Genomic DNA, 26,149 nt, shown 5'->3' on the forward strand with positions numbered 1-26,149 from the left:
CCGGGTAGAGAATGTCCAGATAGAGCGACCGTTTTCGCCCCTCCAATACATGCGTTTAGATAGATTCCTCTGTAAAAGTACCGATTTATTGCGCCCCGAAGCGACTGCACTGATTCATCAAGGTAACGTGCAGGTTAATGGCGGTGTGGTAATAAACGAGGCTATCCAGGTGCATGAGAACAATAATATAACGCTTAATGGGGTTCGGCTTACGCCAAGGCCGTCGCGTTATATTATGCTTAACAAACCGCTTAATACTATTTGTTCAAACGTAGATGAAGGATACCCTTCGGTATTTCGTTACGTTGAGGTTGAGCGGGCGCTCGACCTTCATATTGCGGGTCGACTGGATACCGATACCACAGGTCTGGTATTGCTCACCGATGATGGTCGCTGGTCATATAATATTATTACCCCAAAGAAGGCGTGTAAAAAGCAGTACCGGGTTGGCCTGCGTGACCCTATAAGAGACGATGTGGCGCTAAGGTTTGAGCAGGGGATTCAACTACAAGGCGAAAAGTCCATCACACGACCTGCTAAGCTAGAAACGATAAACTCAAAAGAGGTGCTACTGACGATCACCGAAGGAAGATTTCATCAGGTAAAGCGCATGTTTGCAGCGGTGGGAAATCGGGTTGTATCGTTACATCGACAGAAGGTGGGTGAGATTACGCTGGATATTGATGTGGGCCAGTGGCGCTATCTTACCGAAAAAGAAATAATGTATTTTAAATAGCAGGCGAAGCGGGCCTGTATAAGTTTGCTAAAACCGAACAAGGTTTATGTCATGCATCATGAGTTATTCTGACTTAAGTCGGCGTCTGCCTTTTCTGAAATGGGCTAAACGCTATGACAAAACAACCTTTGTAGCAGATAGTATCGCTGCAATGGTTATCACCATCATGCTGATCCCCCAGTCTTTGGCCTATGCACTGCTGGCCGGTTTGCCGCCTCAGATGGGCTTATACGCCAGTTTATTGCCGCTGCTTGCCTACGCGCTATTAGGGGCGAGTGGGCCGCTTTCAGTAGGGCCGTTTGCGATCACCTCGATTATGACAGCTACGGCGTTAGCGGCGACGTTTCCTGAGCCGTTTACCTCTCAGCAGGTTGTGGGGGCCGTTGTGTTGGCATTTATGTCAGGCATGTTTTTGCTGGTGTTTGGATTTTTCCGACTAGGCTTTCTGACGAACTTTATCAGCTTCCCGGTAGTTACTGGTTTTATTTCGGCATCGGCTATCGTTATCGCGTCGAGCCAGCTAGGGAATCTGCTAGGTATTGAGGTCGACAATGCAAGCTTTTTTAATGTCATTGCGTCGACGGTTAAGCTGGTTGATCAAACGCATCTTGCAACCCTGTTGTTAGGCCTTTGTTCGATCACATTCCTGTTTATTATGCCTAAAATAATCAGGGCGTTGGTGTTGAGGTTTTCCTCGTCGGAGTTTGTAGCTGATAGCCTGAGTAAAACGGCCCCAATACTGGCCATGCTGGGGTCTATACTGGTTGTAGTATTGCTTGATCTTGAACACCAGGGTGTTGCCTTGCTGGGGCAGATTCCACAAGGTTTACCCGCCATACAACTACCTGACCTCAATCAGATGGAGTGGAGCCAGGCTACCTGGAAAAGCCTTCTCAGCTCGGCACTGCTGATCAGCATTATCGGTTTTGTCAGTTCATTGTCCGCTGCTCAGGCTTTTGCGACCAAACAGAGACAGCGCATTAACCCCGACCAAGAGGCGATTAGCCTGGGAGTTGCCAACTTATCCGCAGGGCTTTCCGGGGCCTTTCCGGTGGCGGCCAGCCTTTCCCGCTCCGCGGTCAGCTTTAATGCAGGGGCCAAAACGCCTGCTACAAGTGCATTTACGGCCGTAGGGATGGCGATCAGTTGTCTGTTCTTAACGCCTTATCTCTACTACCTACCCATTGTGACGCTGGCATCGATGATCTTTCTGGCGGTGCTGTCACTGTTTGACTTTAAAGCCATGCAACGTACCTGGGCGTTTAACCGAAAGGACTTTTCAGCCTTGCTGCTTACGATGCTACTGACTTTACTGAATGGTGTGGAGTGGGGGCTTGTCAGTGGGGTATTGCTCTCTATCGCGCTTCATTTGTACCGGTCAAGTCACCCTCATGTGGCGGTTTTAGGGCGAGTGCCCGAGACAGAACACTTCAGAAACATTGAGAGACATGAAGTTATTACCGACCCTGAAATTATTTCGTTTCGAATTGACGAAAGCCTGTATTTTGCCAATGCGCGTTTTCTTGAAGACAGGGTTAATGAGCTGGTTGCCTCTAACCCCAAAGCCAATCACCTGATACTGATGTGCAGCGCGATTAATGATATTGACGCAAGCGCACTGGAAAGTCTGTTTGAAATCAACCAGTACCTTAAAGATGCGGATATGACCTTCCACCTGTCTGAAGTGAAGGGGCCTGTGTTAGATAGAATCAAGCGCAGTGACTTTTTGCAGCAATTAACAGGAAACCTCTACCTAAGCCACTACTCTGCCTGGCGAGACCTTACCTCTCAGCCACTATATGACTAGCAAGCTCTGACTAGCAAGTTGCCATTTCAACACCTTGGGGCAAACGGGTTATGCCGCAAAAGCAAGGCCATACCGGTTATCCTCATGCCAGGCGATGGTGGCTCTCTTTTTGTCGAACTTAGGTGAACTAACCGATACCGGCCCTTTCATATCACCATCGTAGATAAGTTGAATGCCGCCCTCAGACATATCGACCACATCGCCTTGAGAAGAAGATGTGCCAAACTCAATATTTGCGACCAGTCCCGGTGTTAGCGCGCGGTTGAACTCACGGCGAGCGACGGCTCGGGTGTAGTGATCTTGATGAGCGTGATGAATTGGCAGCAGGTTCTTTGGTTCATAGTCCTCTCTGTTGCTCTGGCGATCAAATACCGATTGATCTATGCGAACATTGATCGGCGGATTATTTTCATCGCCATCAAGTACCCGGCGACCTGACTCTCCATTGATATTCTCCAATAAGCGGTAAAATCCGCTATATGACTTATAGAGCTTCCCATTGCTGTTCGGCTTTAGATTCTTCAAGCTTGACTCGTCGAATGCCAACCCCAGATTTTTGGCCTTTTCAATCATCCAAAGTAAAGCCAGGTCTGATAGCCCCGTATTTGGGTAACCGCCGCCGATATTGGAGTGAACACCTGCAAACCATCGCTGTTCAACGCACTGGTCGTCGTCAATCTCGCCGGTCCATAAATCTGCTTTAAATGGAGGACGCCTTTCATCAACGGCGAGCGCCTGGTAGGCATTTTTAATCGGTTTAGAGAGTTTGGTATCGAAAAAGCCAACCCAGCGACGCTTGACCAGGCGTCCCAATAACGGTGTGGGTGCCCCAAGTGCACCTACCGTATCCCAGGCCCCCATCATAAGAATCTCTGGCCGTTGATTGTTTTTGTACGGGTTTACGCCACGCTCTGAAGGAGGGGTACGATAATATGCGTAGGCTTGAGGCAGAGATTCCAACTGATTCTTGGGCAACAGGCCTATCGTGTTTAATAGCCCCCCTAGCGCTCGAACGGTATAAGCGCCTCGACTGAAGCCAAAGCAATAAATATCGTCACCCGTTTGGTAGTTGTGGGTGAGAAAACGATATGCATCGAGGATATTCTTCGCCACGCCAATGCCGAAAGCACCGCCTGCATACTTGTCCAGTCCGCCTTGCGTGCCGACCCCTTGATCGTAGAAGACGACTTGATGATGGTTGTTGGATGCGGGGAGGATTCCTCTTAAAATCTTAACCACGTTTGTTGGTTCACTGTCTGGCTCATTCCAGGTGCCATCACAGCAAATAACGATTCTTTTATTGTAACCTTTCATTTTGGGTTCCTCTTAGCGAATAGCGTGATAAGGAACTGCCTGTGACGCTCAAACCTGTGTACCGAAATCGACCATCAGATGTTTTCAGTTCAGTTGTTGTCAGTATAGTACAATAGCCGCGACCTGCCTCAGGTTCGCATCGACTAGGCGTGCCTCATAGAGCCTGAGCAGATATCATGTAAAACCTCCCTTTCTTCGTGTTCTACTACGCCGTCAGCCCAGGCCACAGACTCTAACGAATAGATGATGACTTGTCTTAAATGCGGCAGGTAATGGAGGCTTTTCAGGCTGCTTTCCGGTGCCTCGTATTCCGCAACGTTGTCTTCTGTGCCCATTACTTTATTGAGTATGTCTTCAGCAATATTGCCTGAAAAATCGTCTAGTGAACTGTCCAGATGGAAGATAAGCTGTCTAATGATTTTTAGCTCAAGCGGGTGTAGATGATCATCACACTGCGCAACGACCAGGGCGTTTTTGACCAGAATGGTTTCTAACTGTCCTCGCTCCAATTGACGGGTTTCCTTGCAGATATTGTCATGGTAATAGCGAAGAAAACTGAACAGGCTCTGCATTGGTGAGTTCAATTTGTTCAGTTGATACCAATAGGGGATAAAGTAACCTATCAGAAGGCCAATGGAGCCAGCTTTTATAATCTCCATCAGCCAGCTAAGCGATTCGATATAAGACTGCCTGAAGCCGGGGTCTTTGGCGTGATACAGCATAAACACGATAGGCAACGAAAGCAGCGTCATAATTGCGCCTAGCTTGAGGCAGCACGTGACCCTGAATTTACTGAGTCGAACGGCTTCAGTTAATGGTTCTGGTTTATGGGCAAGCTCCAGTAGCCAGGCTAAGCTAAACCCTAGTATGAAATTTTGAATGGCGTATGGGTAAGTTCTTGCCATCGCGCCAGCTATGTCGGTCACGCTGTCATTGATAGACGCCTGTAGAGTCCGTAGCGCGAATACTGAAATAACCCAGCCAAGTGCTGACAGCACCCCCGCAGAAAATCGAGTAACAAATGCAAAGCTGTCACTCACAATAAATCGTTTACGAAAATTACGATTCATGTAAATCGCTGCAAAAACGGCTATGTTATAGGTTGTTGCCATTATCAGCGTTTGAAAAAGGGTTGATGTTGATAATAGGCTTTGGTCCCTTACCAGATTATCAAGCATGGACAGGCCAAAGTAGCCACCAAAAATCAACACCATAAGCTGTAATATTTGAAAGAACGTGATGTCTTTTATCGACTCGCCGCCATCATCGAAGCCTATCTGTCTTGTGACTTCGACGCGTTTCTTCTCGCTCAATTCTGAGCTGTTAATCATCAGAACCAAAAACTCAATGACCCACTTTTCAATTTGGTCGAGGCGATCTTCAATCGTGCTAAACAGGTTCCTTTGCATTTTTCTTGAGCGGGTATTGCCCGGCAGGTCTTCCGCCATTAGCTGAAAATAGCTGGACATCTTCTTGGTCAGGCTTTGCATATCAAAGAACAGCCGTTCGTATTCGGACTTATGCATCTCGATATAGCGGTTATAGCGAGGGTATTTTGAGTTGTTGCGTTTGCGTATTTCTAGCAATAGCAGCGAAACTTTAACCCATTGATAATTGACCGATGAGTCCGGCTCAAAGACCAAGTACTCGCGCCTATACTCCCATTCATCAGCCAGCTTCAATAGTTGCTCTTTTTGGTATGGGCTGGTCGTTGTGATGTGGGAGCGCTTTAGTTTTTCGATGCGAACAATCATGTAGGCAGGTATTTTTCCCAGATCCCACATACGCTCAAGAATTCGCTTATCAAATTTAGAAAGCCATGGAATGCTCGGCAGCATTGTCGTTAGAATCAGTGTGGCGCCAATCGCCGGGGGGATGCCTTCGAGTGCGGCTGAAATAGAAGGGAAGCCGGGAATCAGTTTACTAAGGGATGGATCTAATTTATTGAGATTATCAACACAGAGGTACAAACCTAAAAATACGGTAAGCGTAATCGTCAGGTAACAAAGATAGACAAGGTTGAAGCGAGTTATGGTTGTTGCGTATCGGTTTGACTCAGGAGTGTTGTATCGGCGAAATGAATATAAAGCGACCAAAAAAGCGCCGGTAGCAAGTTGTATGATTTCATCGTTCATGACTCTCCTCGCATTTTTTCGTTGGGAGAACCTTTTCGAGGAACACGAAACAGCAAGGCGATGGCTTTTCTATCACAATAGTAGAAGGGGGGGCAGGAATTTACAAGCGAGTAGCCGCTATCCCGTTGCGACTGTGTTGCCTGCTCAGCGGCAGGTGTGAGAGCTACATTGCTAATGTAGCCTTGCATGAAAGGAGGTACGACTGGAATCAAGGTCATTCACTGAATCTTGATTATCCTCAGTGGTATTTCAGGCGCTAAGAAGAAAACCTTGATTCCGTTCGTTTCTCACTGCATACAAGGCTACAGTTTGGTGGAAAAAGCGCGCAGTACTGCGTTAGCCTTCTTCCTGTGATTTGTTCAGCCCACCGATTAACAGCCCCTTCGGTAAAAGGTCGTGTTCAACAGTGACCCGTAACCCGGCATCAAGCGCCAGATTGGAGAGGGCAACGGCATAGTCGCAGATAAACTCTTCTGCTGTTCCCCATAAATCCTCTGCGGGGATGTATGATTTTTTATAGAACTTCAGTTGTAATGCCAGGCCTTCATTAAATACAACCTCATCCCGTTTCAGTATACCGTACAAGGTCATGCTAAGGGTAAAATAGTGCATATCCCCTCCCGTTTTTGGGGGTTTTTCGGCATACTCCTGAAGGGTTTTCTCTAACAATCGCTGGCCTTTTTGCAGCTCATTCAGCAAGGCATGCTTGTAGGCATAGGTGTACCGGTTGACCACTGCATCCATTTTTTTGCCATCTTTACTGTCCTGATACCAGTAGGCCAGTGCTCTGGCGGTCTCAAAGTCAGCCCCCATTAAGGCGTAGTTAAAACCGTCAATGGCATTGGTCTCCATGACCGCCGCCCAGTTTACCTGTCCATACCCTGCGCTGGGCGCTTTCGGGGGGGGGGATGTATCACCGACATAATCCGGGTCTGTGACGTCATAAGCCATTTTGAAGCATTTAAGCATACACTTGCCAGCGGTTGAGAATTCGTACCTGAACCTTTCCGGAGATTCGCCATTTAAAAAACGCGCGCGGCCTAAACCGGCATAATCCATAGCTGTACCAGAATAAACACTCTGCAAGGAGATATCCTGCTCCTTGTACCACCCGCTTTTGTAATCATCTTCAGACTGTCGAATGGTTTTTAAATCACCCTCAATCCAATAATCAATATCTTCCTGATCTGCTTTTTTCATTATTTAAACGCCTCCATTACCAGTTGTTTGACTTTGTCAAAGCTCTCTATATTAAAATCATCCAGAGTATCTGTGACATTACCTCTTGAGTCCCGCTCCAGTATTCGCACCCGCCCGGTCTCTGTATTGGTATGGGTCGACAAATGGCGTTTTTGCCCTTTGCTACGAATAATCTCACTCCAGAGCTCAATTTCACTATTGACATAGGGGCCACCTTGCCTATTGGATGGCTGATTGACCTTTTTATGCTTTTGTTTGGTCATTAGTTTAGCTCTGCGTTTATTTTTCTTTTCCGAGCTTTGCCTTTCCAAATTGGTGTTTTTAGCGACTGCCAGGCTGTCTCTATTATTCCCTTTGGCTTCTATTTCAACTAGTTTACCGCTTTTGTCCAGTGCAAGGTCATCTGGCCCATGGTAACGGTCAATATAGCGCGGGTCTGTGGTGATACCCTGACGTTTTTTGGCCTGCTCCATCCCTACTTTGCCCAGTGCCTCACTGCTGGAGCGGCTGTTTAGCAAGGCTTGCTCAATATCCAGTATTATTTGATCAGGCTTGCGCAGCAGTGATTTGCCCCGACTACCCAGCGCCGTAATGGCAGATACAACCGCCGGTGTTTGCGGCAGGTTGCGCAGGCTCTTTGCTGCTGCCTGCTCTGTTTCATTGCTGAGTGGAATCATATCCCGGCCTTCGGTTTTATAGCGATAGGCAACCTCCTCAGCGCTTAGTATTTCGCCTGTGGCCTGATCCTGATATTGAATAATGCCGCTGCCAGCCATCCACTCCGCGTGAATTGCCGCATTCTCTCTGAGAAACTGATTAAGCAGCTCCTTGGCCCCGCCAACCAGTGTATCAATAAAGGACGCTTCAGCTGCAGGTGAGGGTTCCACTGGCGTGACATCGCCAATAAAAACATCACCGGAACCGCCGATAACAATACCACCGTGGGCGGTTACGCTCCCCATGGTCGCGGCGGGCATGCCGTTAATGAATACGGTTGAAGAACCTTGGACAATGGTATCTGGCGGGCCATTGCAAACAGCCATATCGCCTACGCGAGCGGCAGGTTGGCCATTAATGAAAACGTTTGATGAGCCGGTGGCAGTGGGGCCTCCCTTATGGCGGGTTTTGCCATCGACAAGGGGGCACTGGTGCATGTCGCCCAAGCGGGCGGCGTTATTTTAGCCTCTCCATCATTTGGTCATTTACTTTTCCTGATACTCCATCAACTCTATAGGGGCACCGTTTACCTCTACAAATGCAACCATTAAACCTTTACTTGGCGAGTTGGGTTGAATAATTATATTTTTCCCTTCTATTTCTTTTTGCAGGTCATCGACCACAAAAGCAACGTGCGGAACGGTTTTAACAAGTTCAGGGTATGGCGCGTTGTCCCAATACCTCTGCCACTGAATGCCGTACGGGTTGTTTTCATGGTCGGACACAGTCATTTTTAAGTGAGGCAGGTCTATCTCACCATCGAACTTCTGTTTGGTTGGTATGCCTATATGGTTAAATTTCATCTGCTTTCCTAGATGCTATGTGCGTATAAACTACCCCAGTCCCTTGCCTGCATCTTTTTTATTGATCAGCTCAATGCTGTAACCATCAGGGTCTTTAACAAAGGCAATTATCGTTGTGCCGCCTTTTACCGGGCCGGGCTCACGGGTGACTTGTCCGCCTTTGGCTTTAATAGCGTCACAGGTGGCATAGATATCGTCGGTTTCCAGCGCGATATGGCCGTATGCGTTGCCTAGGTCATAGTCGCTTTGCCCCCAGTTGTAGGTCAGTTCAATCACCGCACCCTGGCTTTCATCACCGTAACCCACAAATGCCAGGGTATATTTGTATTCCGGATTTTCTGATTTGCGTATTAGCTGCATGCCTAATACGTCGGTATAAAAGGCGATTGAGCGGTCTAAGTCACCGACCCGTAGCATCGTATGAAGGACTCTCATAAAGGCACCTGCTGAGTGATATGTTTTATGTTGCGCTAGACAATATCTTCTCAAGCTCAGGAATACAAGAGCCGCAATTGGTGCCAGCATTGATGCATTCACCAATGCCCTGTACGGTGGTTAGCCCATTGTCTGCTATTGCCGATTTAATGGTGTTTTCGCCAACGCCGAAACAGGCGCATACTGTTTTTCCGCAGTCCTCTCTACCAGCGGGTGGTGAACCTGATAGCATGGCCATGCGTTCATCAACTTCAACATGACTTTTATTAAATAACTCCGCCAGCCATCCTCTTGTCGGCAGATCCAGGCTAGGGGATATAAACAGGCAACTCTCCAACATCTCACCCAAAAAGCGGGCACCGCGATATTTACGTTGTTTGATATCGGAGTACTCAACCCATTCGGTTTCTGCTTTTTTGTTGTCGCAGAGTAGGGTTCTGGCCCAGATAGACAGATCATCGATCATCGTTTCTGCGGCGAGTTCATAACGATAGAACTTTTGACCCCGAATTTTCACCACATACTGAACTCCGTTGATCTCCAGTGCGCGGCGTGAGAGTAAAAAACCATACCACTGGGGTTTGTAAGGCAATATCGTTGCGGGGGTGTGTTTGCTTTCCGGCTGACCGGATAGAGGGTCGGTTACAGGGTTGACCAAGGCTCCGACTCGTCCTTTTGAGCTTAACTGTTCCGTCCAGTGCATCGGGACGAATACATTGCCCTGTTTCTGGTTATCGGTTACTTCGGCCCGGGCAATCATCTCACCGTAGCTCGTTTTGGTTAACACCAGCTCGCCATCGGTGATCGAATACTGTTTAGCATCTTCCGGGTGAATTTCTACGAACGGTTCTGCTTTGTGATTGTTCAGCTGGGGGGCCAGTGAAGTACGGCTCATGGTGTGCCACTGGTCTCTGATACGGCCTGTATTCAACACCAGAGGATATGCTTTGCTTAGCGGTGCCTCCGGTGGTTTGGGATTGATGGCAACCATTTGTGCTCTACCGGTAGAGGTAAAGAAGTGACCATCTTCAAACATGCGTGAGGTGCCGTTAGGCGCGGCCTGGGTGACGGGCCATTGAACAGGTGTCAGCTCGTCGTATTGCTGGTGGCTCAAGTTAGCGAGCTGTTCCAGATTAAAGTCACGTTTCTTGAGCGCTTTACTGTTTGCATCAAGCGTATTCTCAAATGCGGACAGTTGGGCGTGTTCTTTAAAAATGTCGTGTGCTGATTGAAACTGGAATGACGCTTCGAACCCCATTGCCCTGGCAACCTGGGTGATGATCCACCAATCCGGCTTGGCGTCGCCCGGGGCCGGGAGGATGGCGCGCTGCCGCGAAATGCGTCTTTCAGAATTAGTAACCGTGCCGTCTTTTTCACCCCAGCCCAGAGCGGGAAGCAGCATATCGGCATACTGAGTGGTGTCGGTATGCTGCATGCAATCTGACACCACAACAAACTCGCACTTTGCTAATGCCGCTTTGACTTTGTTTGCATTAGGCAGGCTATCGACCGGGCTGGTGGCCATAATCCATACCGCTTTTATTTTGCCATCGGCCATCGCATCAAACAGGTCTACCGCTTTAAGCCCTGGAGCTGAAGATACGTCATCTGTTCGCCAGAAGCGTGATACGCGGTCAACATTGTCGTCGCTGAAATCCATATGAGCGGCCAGCTGGTTTGCCAAGCCACCAACTTCTCGCCCTCCCATGGCATTGGGTTGCCCGGTAAGCGAAAACGGGCCAGCACCTACGCGGCCTATTTTACCGGTGGCAAGGTGAACGTTAATAATGGCATTGACCTTGTCTGTGCCTGAGCTTGACTGGTTGATACCTTGAGAATAAGCAGTGATGACGTTGTCGGCTTCCCCAAACCACTGGTAAAACGTTGCCAGATCGGCCTCATCAATGCCACAGGTTTTTGCAACGTTAGAATGTTCTGAAGCCTTGTGATGCGCAGCAGACAGGGTCTCTGTAAAACCATCGACATGTTGCTCTATATACTCTTCGTTTAACTGCTTATTGCTGGCAAGTGCAGACAGTAAACCGGTAAATAAAAAACCATCGGTGCCCGAATGAATGGGCAGGTGCAAATCAGCTATTGCGCAGGTGTCGGTGACCCTGGGGTCAATCACGACGATTTTTAATGCAGGGTTATTTTCTTTGGCTTTTTTAATTCGCTGATAAATGATCGGGTGGCACCAGGCCGTGTTGCTGCCGGTCAGAATAATGAGCTCTGCATGGTCAAAATCATCATAACAGCCGGGAACCGTATCGGTGCCAAAAGCACGTTTTTGAGCCGTGGTTGGCGAGGCCATGCACAGCCTGGAGTTGGTATCGATATTTGAGCTGCCAATAAATCCTTTCATCAACTTATTAGCGACATAGTAATCTTCGGTAAGCAATTGACCCGAGATATAAAAAGCGACAGCGTCTGCCCCGTGTTGGTCGATAACTGCGCTAAATTGTTCAGCAGTTTTCTGGATTGCCTTATCCCAGCCTACTTGAGCGCCTTGGTAGATAGGCGTGAGCAACCGTTCGTTGAGTGAGAGGGTGTCGGCCAGTGCGGTTCCTTTTGAACAGAGACGGCCATAGTTAGATGGGTGCTCCTCGTCTCCGCTCACGGTAATGATGCGGTTTTCAACATCCTTAACGGTTGCTTTTATGCCGCAGCCCACTCCGCAATAAGCGCAGGTGGTTCTGACTTCTTTCAGCTCGGCTGTTTTAAGCTCAGTGGTTTGTTTGGCTTTTTTTTGCATAATGCTCACTCTACACTTCTGTCTTACAAAAGTTTATAGATAGCTATCATAACAAATAACTGATCTACATGAGTTTATTGTCAGGCCGGTTGGAGTGAAGCGTCACACTCCCAGAGTTGGGAGCAAAGAGAGTGTGAGCTTCGTAGGACTCAAGGAGTCCTGTCGGCGGGGGGATCGTTGACTGCTCTCAAAAGAGGGGCGGTCGGAATTTTTTATCTTAAAGGGTGCTTATCTGCTAGGCGCACTGGCTTTCAGCGTCTTCCAGAAGAAGGTAAACCATGCCACCTTCAAGTCGTGCTTCAAACGTCTTGGTGCAACCCGTGTCATGACCTTTTGCTTCGCCATCATCCAAGCCAATGACCCAGTTATGGAGCGGGCAGGTGACAGACTTGCCGTGCACTATACCTTGGGATAGGGCACCCTGTTTGTGTGGGCAGTGATCGTGTAGTGCAAACACTTCATCTTCCATTGTTCTGAACACAGCAATGTCGCCCTGTTTTGTCTTAACAACACGTGAACCGAGTTTAGGAATATCGGTTAATTTACCTATTTCGATGGTTTGACTCATTGTAGTAATCTCTCGAAAAGTCTAAAAAATCTGTTTTGTCGCATCGGAGGTGTATCGCCTCCGACTATCAATTGACCTAATGGTTACACTTCTGCGAGTGGAATAAAGTTATGCTGATCAACGCCTTCGCTGGCGCGCTCTTTCCATGGGTCAACTTGCGCGAATTTCTGCGAGTACAGGAAGCCTTCATAGTAGGCTTTGCGCTTCTCTGCATTTTCGACAATTTCGTCTTTGATATACTGAAGTCCTACGCGTTCGATCCATGGGGCAGTACGTTCGTTGTGATGGCCTTGCTCGCGGTACATCTGCATAAAGGCTCCGGTGTATTCGATAACCTCTTCTTCGGTTGAAACCTTAACCAGGAAGTCTGATACCCGTACTTTGATGCCTCCGTTACCTGCCACATAGATTTCCCAGCCGGAATCAACCGCTACAACGCCCAAATCCTTAATAGTCGCTTCAGCACAGTTTCGTGGGCAGCCTGACACTGCAATCTTGAACTTGGCTGGCGTCCAGGAGCCCCATGTCATCTCTTCTAGCTTGATACCGCAGCCGGTTGAGTCTTGAGTACCAAAACGGCAGTATTGAGAGCCGATACAGGTTTTAACGGTACGAAGTGCTTTACCGTATGCATGACCGGATACCATGCCTGCATCGTTGAGATCTTTCCACATCGGGATAAGGTCGTCTTTCTTAACGCCAACCAAATCGATACGCTGACCACCGGTTACCTTAACCATAGGTACTTCGTATTTATCGGCTGCATCGGCAATAACACGCAGGTCATCTGCTGTTGTTACACCGCCAAACATTCGAGGTACGACGGTATAGGTGTTGTCTTTCTGGATGTTGGCATGCATACGCTCGTTGGTGAAGCGTGATGTCATGTCATCTTCGTACTCACCAGGCCATGCTGCCAGTAGGTAGTAGTTAATGGCTGGTCGGCATACATGACAGCCATCTGCATTATTAAATTCAAGGAATTCGGATACTTCATGGAATGACTTAAGGTTATTTGGCTTAATTGCGTCACGTACCTGGTCATGACCATAACTGGTACATGCACAGATTGTTTTTTCATTTTCACTTGGGTTGTAGTCACCACCCAGCGTAGAAGAGATAACCTGCTCTACCAAACCGGTACAAGAACCACATGACGCAGAGGCTTTGGTTGCCGCACGAACTTCGTCTAGCGTGTAAAGGTTTTCTTCTGTAATCGCCTTTACGATGTCGCCCTTACAGACGCCGTTACAGCCACATATCTCGGCTGAATCAGGTAGATCCGCAGCAGCATTTACGCCTGCGTGGCCTGAGTCTCCCATATGGGCCTGGCCAAACAGCAAAGAGTCGCGGAAGTCGGCAACATTGGTGCCGTCTTTCATCAGCTGGAAGTACCATGAGCCATCAATGGTATCGCCATACATCACAGAACCGATGATCTTGTCTTCTTTCAATACGACTTTTTTATAGATACCGCGCTTTGGGTCTTGAAAGACGATTTCGTCAGTTTCGTCGTCACCGGTAAAGTCGCCAGCAGAGAATAGATCAATTCCGGTTACTTTTAGCTTTGTTGATGTCGCTTGAGTGCGGTAAATACCAATGCCGTATGCCGCCAGGTGGTTTGCAGCCACTTTTGCCTGATCCCAAATAGGTGCAACCAAACCGAACAGCTCTTCACGATGCTGAATACACTCGCCTATCGCGTATATCTTAGGGTCAAAGGTTTGTAGTGTGTCGTTAACCACAATACCGCGTTCGCAGTGCAAGCCGACTTTCTGTGCTAATTCAATATTAGGTCGTATGCCGACCGCCATTACTACGAGGTCAGCCGGTAACTCTTCACCGTCGGAAAATGCAATAGCTTTAACATGGCCGTTTTCATCAGCTTTAAGCTCAGAGGTGTTTGCATTCATTTTGAATGATAAGCCGCGCTCCACCAGTGACTGCTCCAGCAGCTTGGCAGAAGGCTCATCGAGTTGACGGTTCATCAGTACTTCAAGGTTATGGACAACCGTGACATCCATTCCTTGCTTCATCAAACCGTTCGCGGCCTCAAGCCCCAGCAGGCCACCACCGATCACAATGGCGTGCTTTTTCTCTTTGGCCGCATTAAGCATCGTTTCGACGTCGGCGATATCTCGGAATGCGATTACTCCATCCAGATCATGGCCGGGCAGGGGAATAATAAAAGGGTTAGAACCGGTAGCAAGAAGAAGGCGGTCGTACTCTGCTTCTGTGCCATCAGCAGCAATGACTTTTTGATTGCGACGATCAATATCGACAGCCTTTTTATCTGCACCGGCATAAAGTGTAATGTTGTTCTCTTTATACCAGTCAAGATCATTGATCATGATCTCTTCAACCGTCTTTTCTCCGGTAAGAACAGGAGAGAGCATTATGCGGTTGTAGTTACCATATGGCTCAGCACCAAATACAGTAATGTCGTATTTCTCAGGTGCGATTTTGAGTAGTTCTTCTACAGTACGCATACCTGCCATACCATTTCCGATTACGACCAGCTTTTCTCTCATTCGTCTCTCCAGAATCTTTGGAAACTATTTATAAATGTAATGCAAAGACTCACTGCACAAGTTGTGCCAGTAAAATAAAAAAGCCTTTAAGTTATTGAAAGTAAATAAATAAGCTGTAATTATCAGGTGGTTTTTATGGTGTGGTACAGCTAATAAAAAGCTCGATTATGAAGCGTAAGCACTAAAATAGTGCATGCTCCTTTTTGGTGCGCTGAGCATTTTTTATTGTGGGGCACGATTTAATTTCTATTTGCACTGATTTGGGGTTATTTAGATATTTATTGAGAAGTATATTTTGATATTACCTTGTTGGTAGTTATAAATATTATTGGATGACTTGCAGGAACTGGCACTGCGCTTGCTCATACCCAGGTACTTAAACTATTGGGTGCAGGAGTACTGAATGTCTGCTGATAAGCTAAATATTCTGAATTTTTCAGATCGAAAAAACGTGACGCTACATCTTTCGTGGGTCGCTTTCTTTATAACTTTCTTTATGTGGTTTAGTCATTCGTCACTAATGCCACTGATTAAATCAGCGTTTGGTCTTACTGGTGCTGAAGTGAAGGCGCTGTTATTTCTAAACGTGGCCTTAACGATTCCTTCCCGAACATTAGTGGGAATGCTGGTGGATAAATTCGGCCCCCGGCTGATGTTTAGTGGGTTGTTAGTTATTTCCGGGTTATTCTGTATCGGCTTTGCGTTGGCGCAAACCTACGAACAGTTAGCGATGTTCAGGTTCTTGTTAGGGTTTGCGGGGGCAGGGTTTGTGATCGGCATTCGCCTGATTACCGAATGGTTTCCGGCAAAACAAGCAGGCACAGCACAAGGTATTTATGGCGGTTGGGGTAATTTTGGTGCAGCGGCAGCCGGGTTTATATTGCCCGCGTTAGCGGCTTTCTTTGGTGGCGAAGATGGCTGGCGCGCTGCGGCAGGTTCGGCGGGTGTGGTGTCGATTTTGTATGCGGTATTCTTCTATATTAAAGTTCGTAATACACCCAAAGGATCGACCTATTTTTCGCCGAAGAAGCTCGGCCCAATGGAAGTGACCAGCAAAGGTGACTTCTATCTGTATTTGATTATGTGTGCGCCTATGTTCCTGGCAATGGGTGTGATTACCTGGCGCTTGTCTCCCGCGGGCGTTGGGCTGCTTTCTGAAAGTGTGGCTCAAATGATCTGGCTGGGGTTGGGGGCTTGGTATCTATATCAGGTAAGCCAGATATACAATGTTAATAAACACAACCTGCGTACCGAGATCCCGGAAATTCATCGTTATAAGTTTAAACAGGTTGCGCTGCTGAATCTGGCCTATATGGTGACGTTTGGGTCGGAAGTCGCGGTTGTATCGATGTTACCACTGTACTTTATTGATACTTTTGAAGTCTCGATTGCTATAGCGGCTGCAATGGCCTCCAGTTTCATGGCGATGAACCTGATTGCTAGACCTGGGGGTGGGTATATTAGTGATAAAGTGGGGCGGAAGAAGTCACTGCTGATAACGGTCATTGGCTCTGCGATTGGTTATGCGGGTATGAGCCTAATTAATTCAGAATGGAGCCTGGGGCTTACCATGGCTGTCGTGGTTTTTTGCTCGTTCTTCGTTCAGGCAGGAGCCGGCGCAACCTTTGGTGTGGTGCCTACGATCAAGCGTCGTTTAACAGGGCAGATTGCAGGTTTGACTGGTGCCTATGGTAATGTTGGTGCGGCCAGCTTCCTGCTAGTTTATTCGTTGTCAGATGCTACGACATTTTTTACCGTTATTGCTATTGGTTGTGCGGTGGTGGCTGGTTTAATCATTCTTTTTCTGGAAGAGCCGAAAGGCCAGATCGCTGAAGTGTTGCCTGATGGCACGGTTGAGTTGATTGATGTGGGCAAATAATTATTAAGAAGGTAAGCGCGCACACTTTGGTTGCGCTCTTTTGGGGCTTGGCGCGTTTACTCGGTGCACCAAACTGGTCTTTGAATAGATATAAGGGAGTGGTTGGGAGTATCTAATAAGGGGTATCTCTTTGAAGCTTAAGCGTATTTTGTTATTGGCATCTATTTTGTAGGTAAGTGCCTATTACTTTATAAATACATGGAGAACCCCAATGTCTGGTGACGGCCTCAACCTACTAAATTTTGCGGATAAAAAAATCCGCATGTTGCATGTTTCATGGATTGCTTTCTTTATTACTTTCGTGGTCTGGTTTAACCATGCACCACTATTGGCTTTTATGAAGGAAGCATTTGATCTGACCAGTCAGCAAGTGAAAGCGCTGATGATCTTGAACGTTGCGATGACGATACCAGCGCGAATTCTTATCGGAATGCTGGTAGATAAATTTGGCCCCCGCATTATCTATAGCGGTTTGTTAATGGCCGCAGGTGTCGTCTGTACCGCATTTGCGCTGGCTCAAACTTACGAGCAGCTGGCGTTATTACGTTTCTTAATGGGCTTTACCGGTGCCGGTTTTGTGATCGGTATTCGCTTGGTCAGTGAGTGGTTTCCAGCTAAAACGGTTGGGGTTGCAGAAGGTGTCTACGGCGGCTGGGGTAACTTCGGTTCTGCTGCTGCCGCCATGTTGCTGCCATCGCTGGCACTACTGATTGGCGGTGAAGATGGATGGCGTTATGCGCTAATGTGCACCGGCGCTGTTGCATTTTTGTATGGTATTTTCTTTTATAAAGTGGCTAGAAACACGCCTAAAGGGTCAACTTATTTTAAGCCTAAAAAGACCGGTGGTTTAGAGGTTACATCCAAGCGAGATTTCTATTTCTACCTGGCTATGAATATTCCAATGTATATCGCTTTAGCGGTGCTTACCTGGAAGCTGGGGCCAGAAAAGATCAACTTGCTCAGTGACTTTGCAAGCAATGCCATATACTTTGGGTTAGCTGCACTGTTTGTTTTCCAGACCAGCCAAATCTACAAGGTGAACAAAGAGAATCTGAAAAATGGTGTACCAGAACTACAGCAGTATAAATTTAAGCAGGTTGCAGTATTGAACTGGGCTTATTTTGTTACCTTTGGTTCTGAGCTGGCCGTTGTTTCGATGTTGCCTTTGTTTTTTATGGAAACCTTTGAGTTAACCGCTGTGACTGCTGGCTTATTGGCGTCAGGTTTTGCCTTTATGAACCTGGTTGCACGGCCGGGTGGTGGTTGGTTAAGTGACCGGTTTGGTCGTAAGAAAACGCTGTCAATTTTGATCTGTGGTCTGGCGATCGGTTATATGGTGCTTAGCCAGATTGATAGCGCCTGGTTGATACCGTTAGCGGTTGTGGCGACGATGTGCTGCTCTTTCTTTGTGCAAGCGGGCGAAGGGGCTGTGTTCGCCATGGTGCCTCTTGTACAGCGACGCATGACAGGTCAGATTGCAGGTATGACTGGCGCTTATGGTAATGTAGGTGCAGTGATCTTCTTAACGGTACTTTCGTTTGTAGATGCATCGACATTCTTTATGTTTATTGCCGGAGCCGCAGCCGTCTGTTTCATCTTTGTGCAGTTCCTGGATGAGCCCTCAGGCCATATGACAGAAGTAATGGAAGATGGCTCGGTACAGTTGATAGAAGTGACCTAGTCAATAAGGTATCACGCCTGTCACAACCCCTGTCGCTGAGAGGTGGCCGGGGTTGCTCTGTTGATAGAGGCAGAGCTAGTAGGGAAGAGTCGATAGAGCAGAGCTGGTAGGGAAGAATTGATAGAGCTGAATTTATAGAACTGTATTCCGAGGAGTTTTGATGCATTTAAGTAGTCGTTTAAACGCAGCAATAGGACAGGCGACGGATAAAGGCCCTAAGCATCAGAATGAGGATTGTCTGGGTATTATGATGCCTGACGATCCAGCGCTGACGATTAAGGGCATGGTCGCGGTTATTGCTGATGGCGTTAGCAGTGCTGAGGCAGGCAAAGAAGCCAGTGAAACCTGTGTTAAAAACTTTCTCAACGACTACTACTCGACCCCGGACTCCTGGACCGTTAAAACCTCAGCTCAAAAAGTCCTGACGGCGTTAAATCGCTGGTTATATGGACAAGGGCAGCGGTTTATTGAAGCGCACAGGGGCTATATCAGCACCCTCTCTATCTTGGTAATCAAGTCGCGGATGGCGCACCTTTTTCATATTGGCGATAGCCGTATCTATCGGTTAAGGGGGGGCGACTTTGAACAGCTTACCAGTGATCATAGTGCGCATGTGAGTAAAGACAAAGCCTATCTTACCCGAGCGATGGGAATGGACATTCGGCTTGATGTGGATTATCGAACAGAAGCCGTCGAAGAGGGTGACCTGTTTTTTTTGAGCACTGATGGTGTGCATGACTTTTTGTCTCCCAAAGTGATTAAGAAAGCTCTGCAAACAGCCGATACTAACGTCGAGATAACCTGCCAGCAGCTTATTGATATGGCTAAAGAGGCGGGGAGTGATGACAACTTAAGTTGCCAGATCATTCGCATTGAGCAACTGGCTGATGCAAACTCGGCTGATGTTTATAAAAAACTGAGTGATCTGCCGTTTCCCCCATTTTTAGAAAAGGGTATGTCGATAGACGGCTATCGTGTGCTCGGTGAAATCTACGCTAGTAACCGCAGTCAGCTCTACGTTGTTGAGGATATCGAAAGCCACAAAAAGTGGGCGATGAAAACGCCTTCCGTAAACTATGAAGACGACCCGGCCTACATCGAACGATTTATCATGGAAGAGTGGATCGGGCGTCGCATAGACTGCCCCAATGTGGTGAAAGTGCCAGTAGAGGAGCGAAAGCGACAATGTCTGTATTATCTCTGTGAGTATGTAGAAGGCGATACGCTGGCAGACTGGATAAAAAATACCTCTCGTCGAGACGTGCCTCAGGTGCTTGATATTATCGAGCAGGTCGTTAGAGGAGTTAGGTCATTGCACCGTAAGGAGACCCTCCACCAAGACCTGAAGCCTGATAATATTGTGTTGACCGAAGAGGGAGAAGCGAAGTTAATCGACTTTGGCTCATGCCTGGTTGCAGGAGTAAACGAAATAGCCACGCCCTTCGAACGCGATACCATATTAGGAACCGCGACTTATGCCGCGCCGGAGTATAAATTGCGCCGGGCGGGCAGCGTGCGCTCAGACCTGTTCTCAATCGCGATGATTACCTATGAAATGCTCACCGGCCATTTACCGTTTGGCGAAGCGTTTGAACGCTGTGAGAGTGCACAGGATTTTTCACGTCTCAGGTATGAGCCTGCCTATCGCTACAACCCAATGGTACCCGCCTGGATGGATGGCGCACTGCGAAAAGCGCTGCATATATCGCCGGAATTGCGCTACGAGTCACTGTCGGAATTTGTGTTTGATTTGAGGCACCCAAACCAACAGTTTATGCGGCTGAGAAATCAGCCCTTTCTTGAGAGAAACCCCATGCTCTTTTGGCAGATAACCAGTGGTGTGTTGTTGATCGGCCAGGTGGTCACGCTTTGGCTGTGGTTAGGGTAAAGTGCCAATGAGTGGATATTTTGAGTCGTTTGTTTATCACCCCCCCCCCTGGGAAGGCGGCGTGAAGTGTGGAAAATTCTCAGGATTTCAATTCGATGCAAACGCGGCCTGACACGATAAGGAACTATATAGCGAGTATTGGGAATGACTAACTCTCGTGCGCCATGAATTCGCCCAGAATGCCCTGGTGCGGGGTTTTCAGGCAAGCTTCAACTCCGGCGATAATACGTTTAACTACAAGTTGAGCAGCGGAGGGGCCTTTTGGCTATGTATTCAGCCTCATCATTAAGATTCTTAATGGCTTTATTTAGCCATTTAACTTCCATTAACTCCCCATTTATTGAGTGTGTTAAGCACCGCATTATCGGAAGCGAAATCGCCGTTATCAGCTTCGGTAAGTGCAGACTTTATTTCCTGAACTTGCCATTCATTTAGCTCTACAAAGTCGCGAAGTGCCTCAACAGCCAGAAACGATTTAGAGCGATGAGTTGCTTCGGCAAGTTGATCAAGACCCTGCTTAAGCTCCGAGTCGAGGTGAATGGTCATAGTGGTAGACATGTTATTATCTCGCTGTAGTCAGTAGTACACACTATAACGCATCACCTCAAACAAAGTGTCAAAGAAGAAAGTAAAAAATGCCGATCTATTTTTACCTGATATTGGCGCATGCCTGCTGCTTTTTTCCCTTTTGAATGAGCGAACAATAGGGCTGCAACCTTATACCATTAACGCTGGCATGGGCAGATTACGGAAATGGGGTAAACTGGTGGGGTAACAGCCCAGTGGTGTAAAACCCTACTTAAACCACTTTTGAATCGTTCGGGTCGTCACGCCAATGGCTTTTGCAATATCTTTTTGTTTATAGCCTTCCATTCTCATTACCGCGGCAACGGTTTTGGGATTAAGTTCTAGTTCTTTAATGATCATATAAACATCTCTGCTTAACGTCTCTCCAATAATGGAATAGTTTGCCCAGAGAGTATGACAAACTGGTTTCAACAGAGTGAAGGTTTTGTGAGGGAGGATAGCCTGATTGACATGCAAGTGAGACCTACATCATAAAACAGGATGGTTTAGAAAAATAACTGCGACATCCATGCAGCATTTCGGCGTTTAAATCAAAAAATGCTACACCGATCTAGCAGTCGCTTGATTTGTGTTATTGAGCGGTGCGTCATTCTTTGTTACCGTTCCGCGCGATGTTCTAGAGGGCTCTAGAATGCTTGGACAGGGTATTAAAAGGATGTTGTTGTGCCTCAGAACTCAAATGAGCGATCCGTCGATACGGGTCTGGCTTGTCTCATCATGGTCGCCCGTTTTCATCAAGTGGCCGCCGATCCTGCTCAAATCCATCACCAGTTTGGTACTCACGACAAACCACTCGACGAAACCGCTCTTATCCGCGCAACCCGTCACCTCAAACTAAAAGCCAAAGCGGTGACCGCCCGCATTGATAAACTCGACAAACTCACACTGCCCGCCATTGCCGAAGATCAGAACGGCCAATATGTGGTACTAGCCCGTGCGGGCGAAGGCAAGGTGCTGATTCAAGACCCGCTGGTGGGTAAACCGGAAATGCTCAGCGAGGAAGAATTTAATGAGCGTTGGAGTGGGCGACTGCTAATGGTCACACGCCGTTCAGTGTTGCCGGGGATGACGGGGAAGTTTGATATCAGCTGGTTTGTGCCGGCGATTATTAAATACAAAAAAATACTCGGCCAGGTGTTAATTGCTTCGTTTTTTATTCAGTTGTTCGCCCTGATTACGCCGCTGTTCTTTCAGGTCATTATTGATAAAGTGCTCGTCCACCAAGGCTTAACTACACTCGATGTACTCTGTTTTGGCCTGATTGTTATCTCGCTGTTTGATGTAGTACTTAATGGCCTGCGAACTTACGTGTTTTCGCACACCACCAATCGAGTGGATGTCACCCTCGGCTCAAAACTCTTTAATCACTTGCTGCGTTTACCTATTGCCTTCTTTAATAGCCGACAGGTCGGCAATACCGTGGCGCGCGTCCGTGAGCTGGATACCATTCGTGAATTTATTACTGGTTCTGCACTCACACTCGTAATTGATCTGGCTTTTACAGTGATCTTTTTCGCGGTCATGTATTATTACAGCCCAACCCTGACTTGGATCGTTCTCGGGTCGATACCGCTCTACATCATCTTATCGCTTACCATTACCCCGATATTGCGTAACCGACTCAACGAAAAATTCAAACGCGGGGCTGAAAACCAGGCCTTTCTGGTGGAATCGATCTCCGGTGTTGAAACCCTCAAATCCATGGCGGTTGAACCGCAAATGCAACGCCGTTGGGAAGAGCAACTAGCGGCCTATGTTTCTGCTTCTTTCAAAGCCACCAATCTGGGGAATGTGGCGAGCCAAACTGCAGGTTTTATCAACAAAGCGGTGACGGTACTGATTCTTTGGGTCGGGGCATCGTTGGTGATCGCCGGTTCACTCAGTGTTGGTCAGCTCATCGCCTTTAACATGCTGGCCGGTCGAGTCAGCGCCCCCATATTACGTTTGGTGCAACTCTGGCAAGATTTTCAACAAGCCAGCATCTCCATTGACCGACTGGGGGACATTCTCAACACCCCCTCCGAACCGGGTCATAACCCCAACCGCACCACACTGCCTGAACTAAAAGGCCGGGTTACGCTGGAACATATTACCTTTCGTTACCAACCCGACCGTCCTGAAATCCTCAAAGACCTCTCGCTGGATGTAAACCCCGGTGAAATTATCGGCATAGTCGGCCGTTCCGGTTCCGGTAAAAGCACCCTCACCAAACTGGTTCAGCGGCTCTACGTGCCGGAAGCAGGCCGAGTGCTGGTGGATGGGGTCGATGTTGCCCAGGTCGAACCCGCCTGGTTACGTCGCCAAATCGGGGTCGTGCTACAAGAGAACGTGCTGTTTAACCGCTCGGTAAAAGAGAATATTGCCCTCGCTGACCCCAGTTTGCCCATGGAACGAGTCATTCAAGCCGCCCAACTGGCCGGTGCTCATGATTTTATCTTACAGCTGCCCGAAGGCTACGACACCGTGGTGGGTGAACAGGGGGCTTCCCTGTCTGGTGGTCAAAAGCAACGTATCGCCATTGCCAGAGCACTGATCACCAACCCTAAAATCCTTATCTTTGATGAAGCCACCAGTGCTTTGGACTATGAGTCTGAACGGATTATTCAAGACAATATGCGCGACATCTGTAAAAACCGAACGGTATTTGTGATTGCTCATCGCCTCTTAACGGTACGCATGTCAGACCGTATTATTGTGGTGGAACAAGGGCGCATTGTAGAAAGTGGCCATCATGACCAACTGATCGATCAACAAGGCTACTACGCCAAACTGCATAGCCATCAAAGCCATATCCCCTCGATTAGAACAGATAACCAAGAGGCCAAAACGGTGACACCGAGCACCCCATTAATAGAAGAAACAGAAGGGGGGATCGCCTGATGGCTGAACTTGCCAATATCTCAACGGCCAGCGCGCCCAAACCTTCCCGCTGGTCCCTGTTTAACAAAGAGGCCACAGTCTCAGATAAAGAGATGCTGGAATTTCTCCCCGCCGCTATCGAAGTCGAACAAACCCCCGCGTCAGCCGCAGGTCGAGCCATTATCTGGGCGATTGTGATCTTATTTACCCTTGCTTCGTTGTGGGCCTTCTTTGGTAAAGTGGATATCGTCGCGGTTGCCAGTGGCAAGATCATCCCCAGTGAACATATCAAACAGATACAACCGCTGGATGCCGGCAAAATAGAACAGATCCATGTGCGGGAAGGGCAGTACATAAAGCAGGGTGAGCCACTTATTACCCTGGAATCAATTCAAACAGAAGCCGACGTACAGCGTTTGAGCCATGAACTGAACGAACAACAAGCCACCGTAAAACGCCTGCAAGCGTTTGAGCAGTGGTTAGCCAACCACGACAAACCCAATGATCAGAAGCCAGATCCATTAACCCCATCCCAACAAAACCTACTGAATCAACAACGCGCCGAGCTCACCGCCCGGCTCAACGCACTAAAAAGTGAACAAGCAAGACAGAGCGCGGAGCAAGAGATGACCCAGGCCGAAGTCACCAAAAAACAACGTATACTGCCAGTACTGCAAGAACGGGTTGATGCCCTTGATACCCTGCGTAAAAAAGAATACGGCTCTAAACTGCAATACCTGGAACTCCGACAAGAACTGATCGAAGAAGAGCAAGACCTGTTAGTCCAGCAAGCCCGTTATAAACAGCTGGAAGCCTCGATACAGTCCACCCAAAACCAAATCGATACCCTTATTTCCGAACAACGTAAAAACAACCTCACCCAGCTACAAGAAACCCAACTGCAAATCGCGGGTTTACAGCAAGAGCTGATCAAAGCGACTGAACGCAATCAACAACAAAAAATTACCGCGCCAATCAGTGGTCAAGTACAGCAACTGGCCGTACATACCATTGGTGGTGTGGTCACACCCGCACAACCGTTAATGGTGATCGTACCCGAACAAAGTGAAATGGAAGCCGAAGTCCTCATACTCAATAAAGACATTGGTTTTGTGCATGAAGGCCAAAAAGCCGAAGTGAAGATTGATACCTTTAACTTCACCAAATACGGTTTGATCGATGCAGAGATAATGACCATCTCAGATGACGCAATACAAGATGAAAACCTCGGTCTAGTCTACAGTGCAAGAATCAAACTACATCAAGATGGCCTGCAAGTAGAAGACCGATGGGTCAAACTAACGCCCGGTATGTCAGCCGTTAGTGAAATTAAGACCGGCAAGCGCCGACTGATAGAGTACTTTTTATCGCCGTTACTCAGGTATAAGCAAGAGAGTGTGAGGGAGCGGTAGGATTATGACAAGTAGATCTGACGCCTTTATAACAAATATGGAACTGTAAACATGGTTAGCAATTCAAAAATTAAAATAGTTGTCGGCGCATTAGTTTTTCTTTGTGGGATTATTTACTTAATAGGTAACCTTTTTATAGTAGATTTTTATCCTACAAGCTCCGGTATATCTAAAAGTTATAGTGAGGATACGGATATCGTTGAGTTCTTTATTTATAGCCCAAAGGCTGGCCGTACAGACTTATGCGTTCCAGAGGCTTATTTCCTTTACTCTAAAGATATTCGTCGAGGCGTCAAATCTGATATCACCCTACTACTTCATTACCCTAGCTTAAAGCCTTGGAATATCTACGCAGAAGAGTTTGTCAAGAAAAACCCTGATTACAAAAATTGGTCTAGGAAAAAGCAACGTGAATGGTTGGTCGAAAAATCACTATTAACCCTTAGACCGCTTCATGGCGAAGACTTTATTCATCAGTTTTGGGACTCGGATTTTTTTGGTAAGGATAAACTCAAGAGACAAAGTGAATTTAGTGTATTCGAAAAATATGAAAGTGGGTTATGGCAATATACAGGGGATAGTAAAGCTTTACCCCAGTCCGACGATTATTTTGTTAGCCCAAATCCAGAGAACTACTCTTCTGTTTTCAAATGCAATACTAGTCATCGATGTACCCTAGAAACGTTTTATAGTGAATCTATGACGTTTGAATTTAACTTTTCACGAAATCATCTTAAAAAGTTCAAAAGACTGAATGATGATATTCAATCTTTAATTGAAACATTTGTTTGCAAAAAGGACTCGGAATAATGCCTGTCAATGACCTAAATATCGAAGATGT

General features: G+C 47.5%; 21 protein-coding genes. 8 read left to right on the top strand and 13 right to left on the bottom strand.

What is annotated here, in order from left to right; all coding sequences use genetic code 11:
• Positions 1-49 precede the first annotated feature (49 nt).
• Both MY523_RS00680 and MY523_RS00685 read left to right on the top strand, forming a co-directional pair.
• Entirely contained in the window at positions 50-736 is a 687-nt protein-coding gene (locus tag MY523_RS00680) for a pseudouridine synthase (protein WP_250656890.1), read from the top strand.
• A gap of 58 nt (positions 737-794) precedes the next feature.
• Positions 795-2,543, top strand: a complete 1,749-nt coding sequence (locus MY523_RS00685; protein ID WP_250656891.1) for a SulP family inorganic anion transporter — start codon at positions 795-797, stop codon at positions 2,541-2,543.
• 48 nt (positions 2,544-2,591) lie between these two features.
• Here the strand turns inward: MY523_RS00685 and MY523_RS00690 are convergent, their stop codons facing one another.
• The 10 genes from MY523_RS00690 to nirB form a co-directional block, all read right to left on the bottom strand.
• A complete protein-coding gene (locus MY523_RS00690) occupies positions 2,592-3,857 on the bottom strand; it encodes a phospholipase effector Tle1 domain-containing protein (protein WP_250656892.1) in 1,266 nt (421 codons plus the stop codon).
• A gap of 143 nt (positions 3,858-4,000) precedes the next feature.
• Positions 4,001-5,992, bottom strand: a complete 1,992-nt coding sequence (locus tag MY523_RS00695) for a TerB family tellurite resistance protein (RefSeq protein ID WP_250656893.1) — start codon at positions 5,990-5,992, stop codon at positions 4,001-4,003.
• On the bottom strand, positions 5,989-6,210 hold the full coding sequence (locus MY523_RS00700; RefSeq protein ID WP_250656894.1) for a hypothetical protein: 222 nt from the start codon (positions 6,208-6,210) through the stop codon (positions 5,989-5,991). Before MY523_RS00700 ends, MY523_RS00695 begins: the two co-directional genes overlap by 4 nt.
• 118 nt (positions 6,211-6,328) lie before the next feature.
• The gene (locus tag MY523_RS00705) at positions 6,329-7,192 is read right to left on the bottom strand and encodes an Imm49 family immunity protein (RefSeq protein ID WP_250656895.1); all 864 of its coding nucleotides are present in this window, start codon (positions 7,190-7,192) and stop codon (positions 6,329-6,331) included.
• Positions 7,192-8,346, bottom strand: coding sequence for a PAAR domain-containing protein (locus MY523_RS00710; RefSeq protein ID WP_250656896.1), 1,155 nt, complete (start codon positions 8,344-8,346; stop codon positions 7,192-7,194). Before MY523_RS00710 ends, MY523_RS00705 begins: the two co-directional genes overlap by 1 nt.
• A gap of 48 nt (positions 8,347-8,394) precedes the next feature.
• Positions 8,395-8,712 (bottom strand): VOC family protein, encoded by a 318-nt coding sequence (locus tag MY523_RS00715; protein WP_250656897.1) that lies wholly within the window; start codon positions 8,710-8,712, stop codon positions 8,395-8,397.
• Between the two features lie 30 nt (positions 8,713-8,742).
• Positions 8,743-9,147, bottom strand: coding sequence for a lactoylglutathione lyase (gene gloA, locus MY523_RS00720; RefSeq protein ID WP_250656898.1), 405 nt, complete (start codon positions 9,145-9,147; stop codon positions 8,743-8,745).
• Positions 9,148-9,172: 25 nt separating this feature from the next.
• On the bottom strand, positions 9,173-11,902 hold the full coding sequence (locus MY523_RS00725; protein WP_250656899.1) for a nitrate reductase: 2,730 nt from the start codon (positions 11,900-11,902) through the stop codon (positions 9,173-9,175).
• Between the two features lie 235 nt (positions 11,903-12,137).
• Positions 12,138-12,470, bottom strand: coding sequence for a nitrite reductase small subunit NirD (gene nirD / locus MY523_RS00730; RefSeq protein WP_250656900.1), 333 nt, complete (start codon positions 12,468-12,470; stop codon positions 12,138-12,140).
• Positions 12,471-12,553: 83 nt separating this feature from the next.
• Entirely contained in the window at positions 12,554-15,001 is a 2,448-nt protein-coding gene (nirB, locus tag MY523_RS00735; RefSeq protein ID WP_250656901.1) for a nitrite reductase large subunit NirB, read from the bottom strand.
• A 403-nt stretch (positions 15,002-15,404) separates the two neighbouring features.
• Between nirB and MY523_RS00740 the strand changes: the two genes are divergently transcribed.
• From MY523_RS00740 to MY523_RS00750, 3 genes are all read left to right on the top strand, one after another.
• Complete coding sequence (locus tag MY523_RS00740) at positions 15,405-16,880, top strand: MFS transporter (RefSeq protein WP_250656902.1); 1,476 nt, start codon at positions 15,405-15,407, stop codon at positions 16,878-16,880.
• A 211-nt stretch (positions 16,881-17,091) separates the two neighbouring features.
• Positions 17,092-18,561 (top strand): NarK family nitrate/nitrite MFS transporter, encoded by a 1,470-nt coding sequence (locus MY523_RS00745; RefSeq protein WP_250656903.1) that lies wholly within the window; start codon positions 17,092-17,094, stop codon positions 18,559-18,561.
• A 160-nt stretch (positions 18,562-18,721) separates the two neighbouring features.
• Positions 18,722-20,449, top strand: a complete 1,728-nt coding sequence (locus MY523_RS00750; protein WP_250656904.1) for a bifunctional protein-serine/threonine kinase/phosphatase — start codon at positions 18,722-18,724, stop codon at positions 20,447-20,449.
• Here the strand turns inward: MY523_RS00750 and MY523_RS21885 are convergent.
• The 3 genes from MY523_RS21885 to MY523_RS00760 all read right to left on the bottom strand — a co-directional run bounded on the left by MY523_RS21885 (position 20,350) and on the right by MY523_RS00760 (position 21,376).
• Positions 20,350-20,655 carry a type II toxin-antitoxin system RelE/ParE family toxin gene (locus MY523_RS21885; protein WP_370301278.1) on the bottom strand — a complete coding sequence of 102 codons (306 nt, stop codon included), beginning with the start codon at positions 20,653-20,655 and terminating at the stop codon, positions 20,350-20,352. The two genes, MY523_RS00750 and MY523_RS21885, sit on opposite strands and share 100 nt — an antisense overlap.
• A gap of 109 nt (positions 20,656-20,764) precedes the next feature.
• Complete coding sequence (locus MY523_RS00755) at positions 20,765-21,007, bottom strand: CopG family ribbon-helix-helix protein (RefSeq protein WP_250656905.1); 243 nt, start codon at positions 21,005-21,007, stop codon at positions 20,765-20,767.
• A gap of 237 nt (positions 21,008-21,244) precedes the next feature.
• Complete coding sequence (locus MY523_RS00760; protein ID WP_250656906.1) at positions 21,245-21,376, bottom strand: helix-turn-helix domain-containing protein; 132 nt, start codon at positions 21,374-21,376, stop codon at positions 21,245-21,247.
• Positions 21,377-21,700: 324 nt separating this feature from the next.
• On the opposite strand from MY523_RS00760, the gene MY523_RS00765 reads away from it, so the two are divergent.
• The 3 genes from MY523_RS00765 to MY523_RS00775 are packed head-to-tail and all read left to right on the top strand — an operon-like array spanning position 21,701 to position 26,118.
• Positions 21,701-23,917, top strand: coding sequence for a type I secretion system permease/ATPase (locus MY523_RS00765; RefSeq protein ID WP_256470511.1), 2,217 nt, complete (start codon positions 21,701-21,703; stop codon positions 23,915-23,917).
• Positions 23,917-25,308: an HlyD family type I secretion periplasmic adaptor subunit gene (locus tag MY523_RS00770; RefSeq protein WP_250656907.1), complete on the top strand. Its 1,392-nt coding sequence runs from the start codon at positions 23,917-23,919 to the stop codon at positions 25,306-25,308. Before MY523_RS00765 ends, MY523_RS00770 begins: the two co-directional genes overlap by 1 nt.
• Before the next feature lie 51 nt (positions 25,309-25,359).
• Positions 25,360-26,118, top strand: a complete 759-nt coding sequence (locus MY523_RS00775; RefSeq protein WP_250656908.1) for a hypothetical protein — start codon at positions 25,360-25,362, stop codon at positions 26,116-26,118.
• The last annotated feature ends 31 nt before the right edge of the window (positions 26,119-26,149 follow it).

This window comes from Alkalimarinus coralli (genome assembly GCF_023650515.1).
GTDB lineage: Bacteria > Pseudomonadota > Gammaproteobacteria > Pseudomonadales > Oleiphilaceae > Alkalimarinus > Alkalimarinus coralli.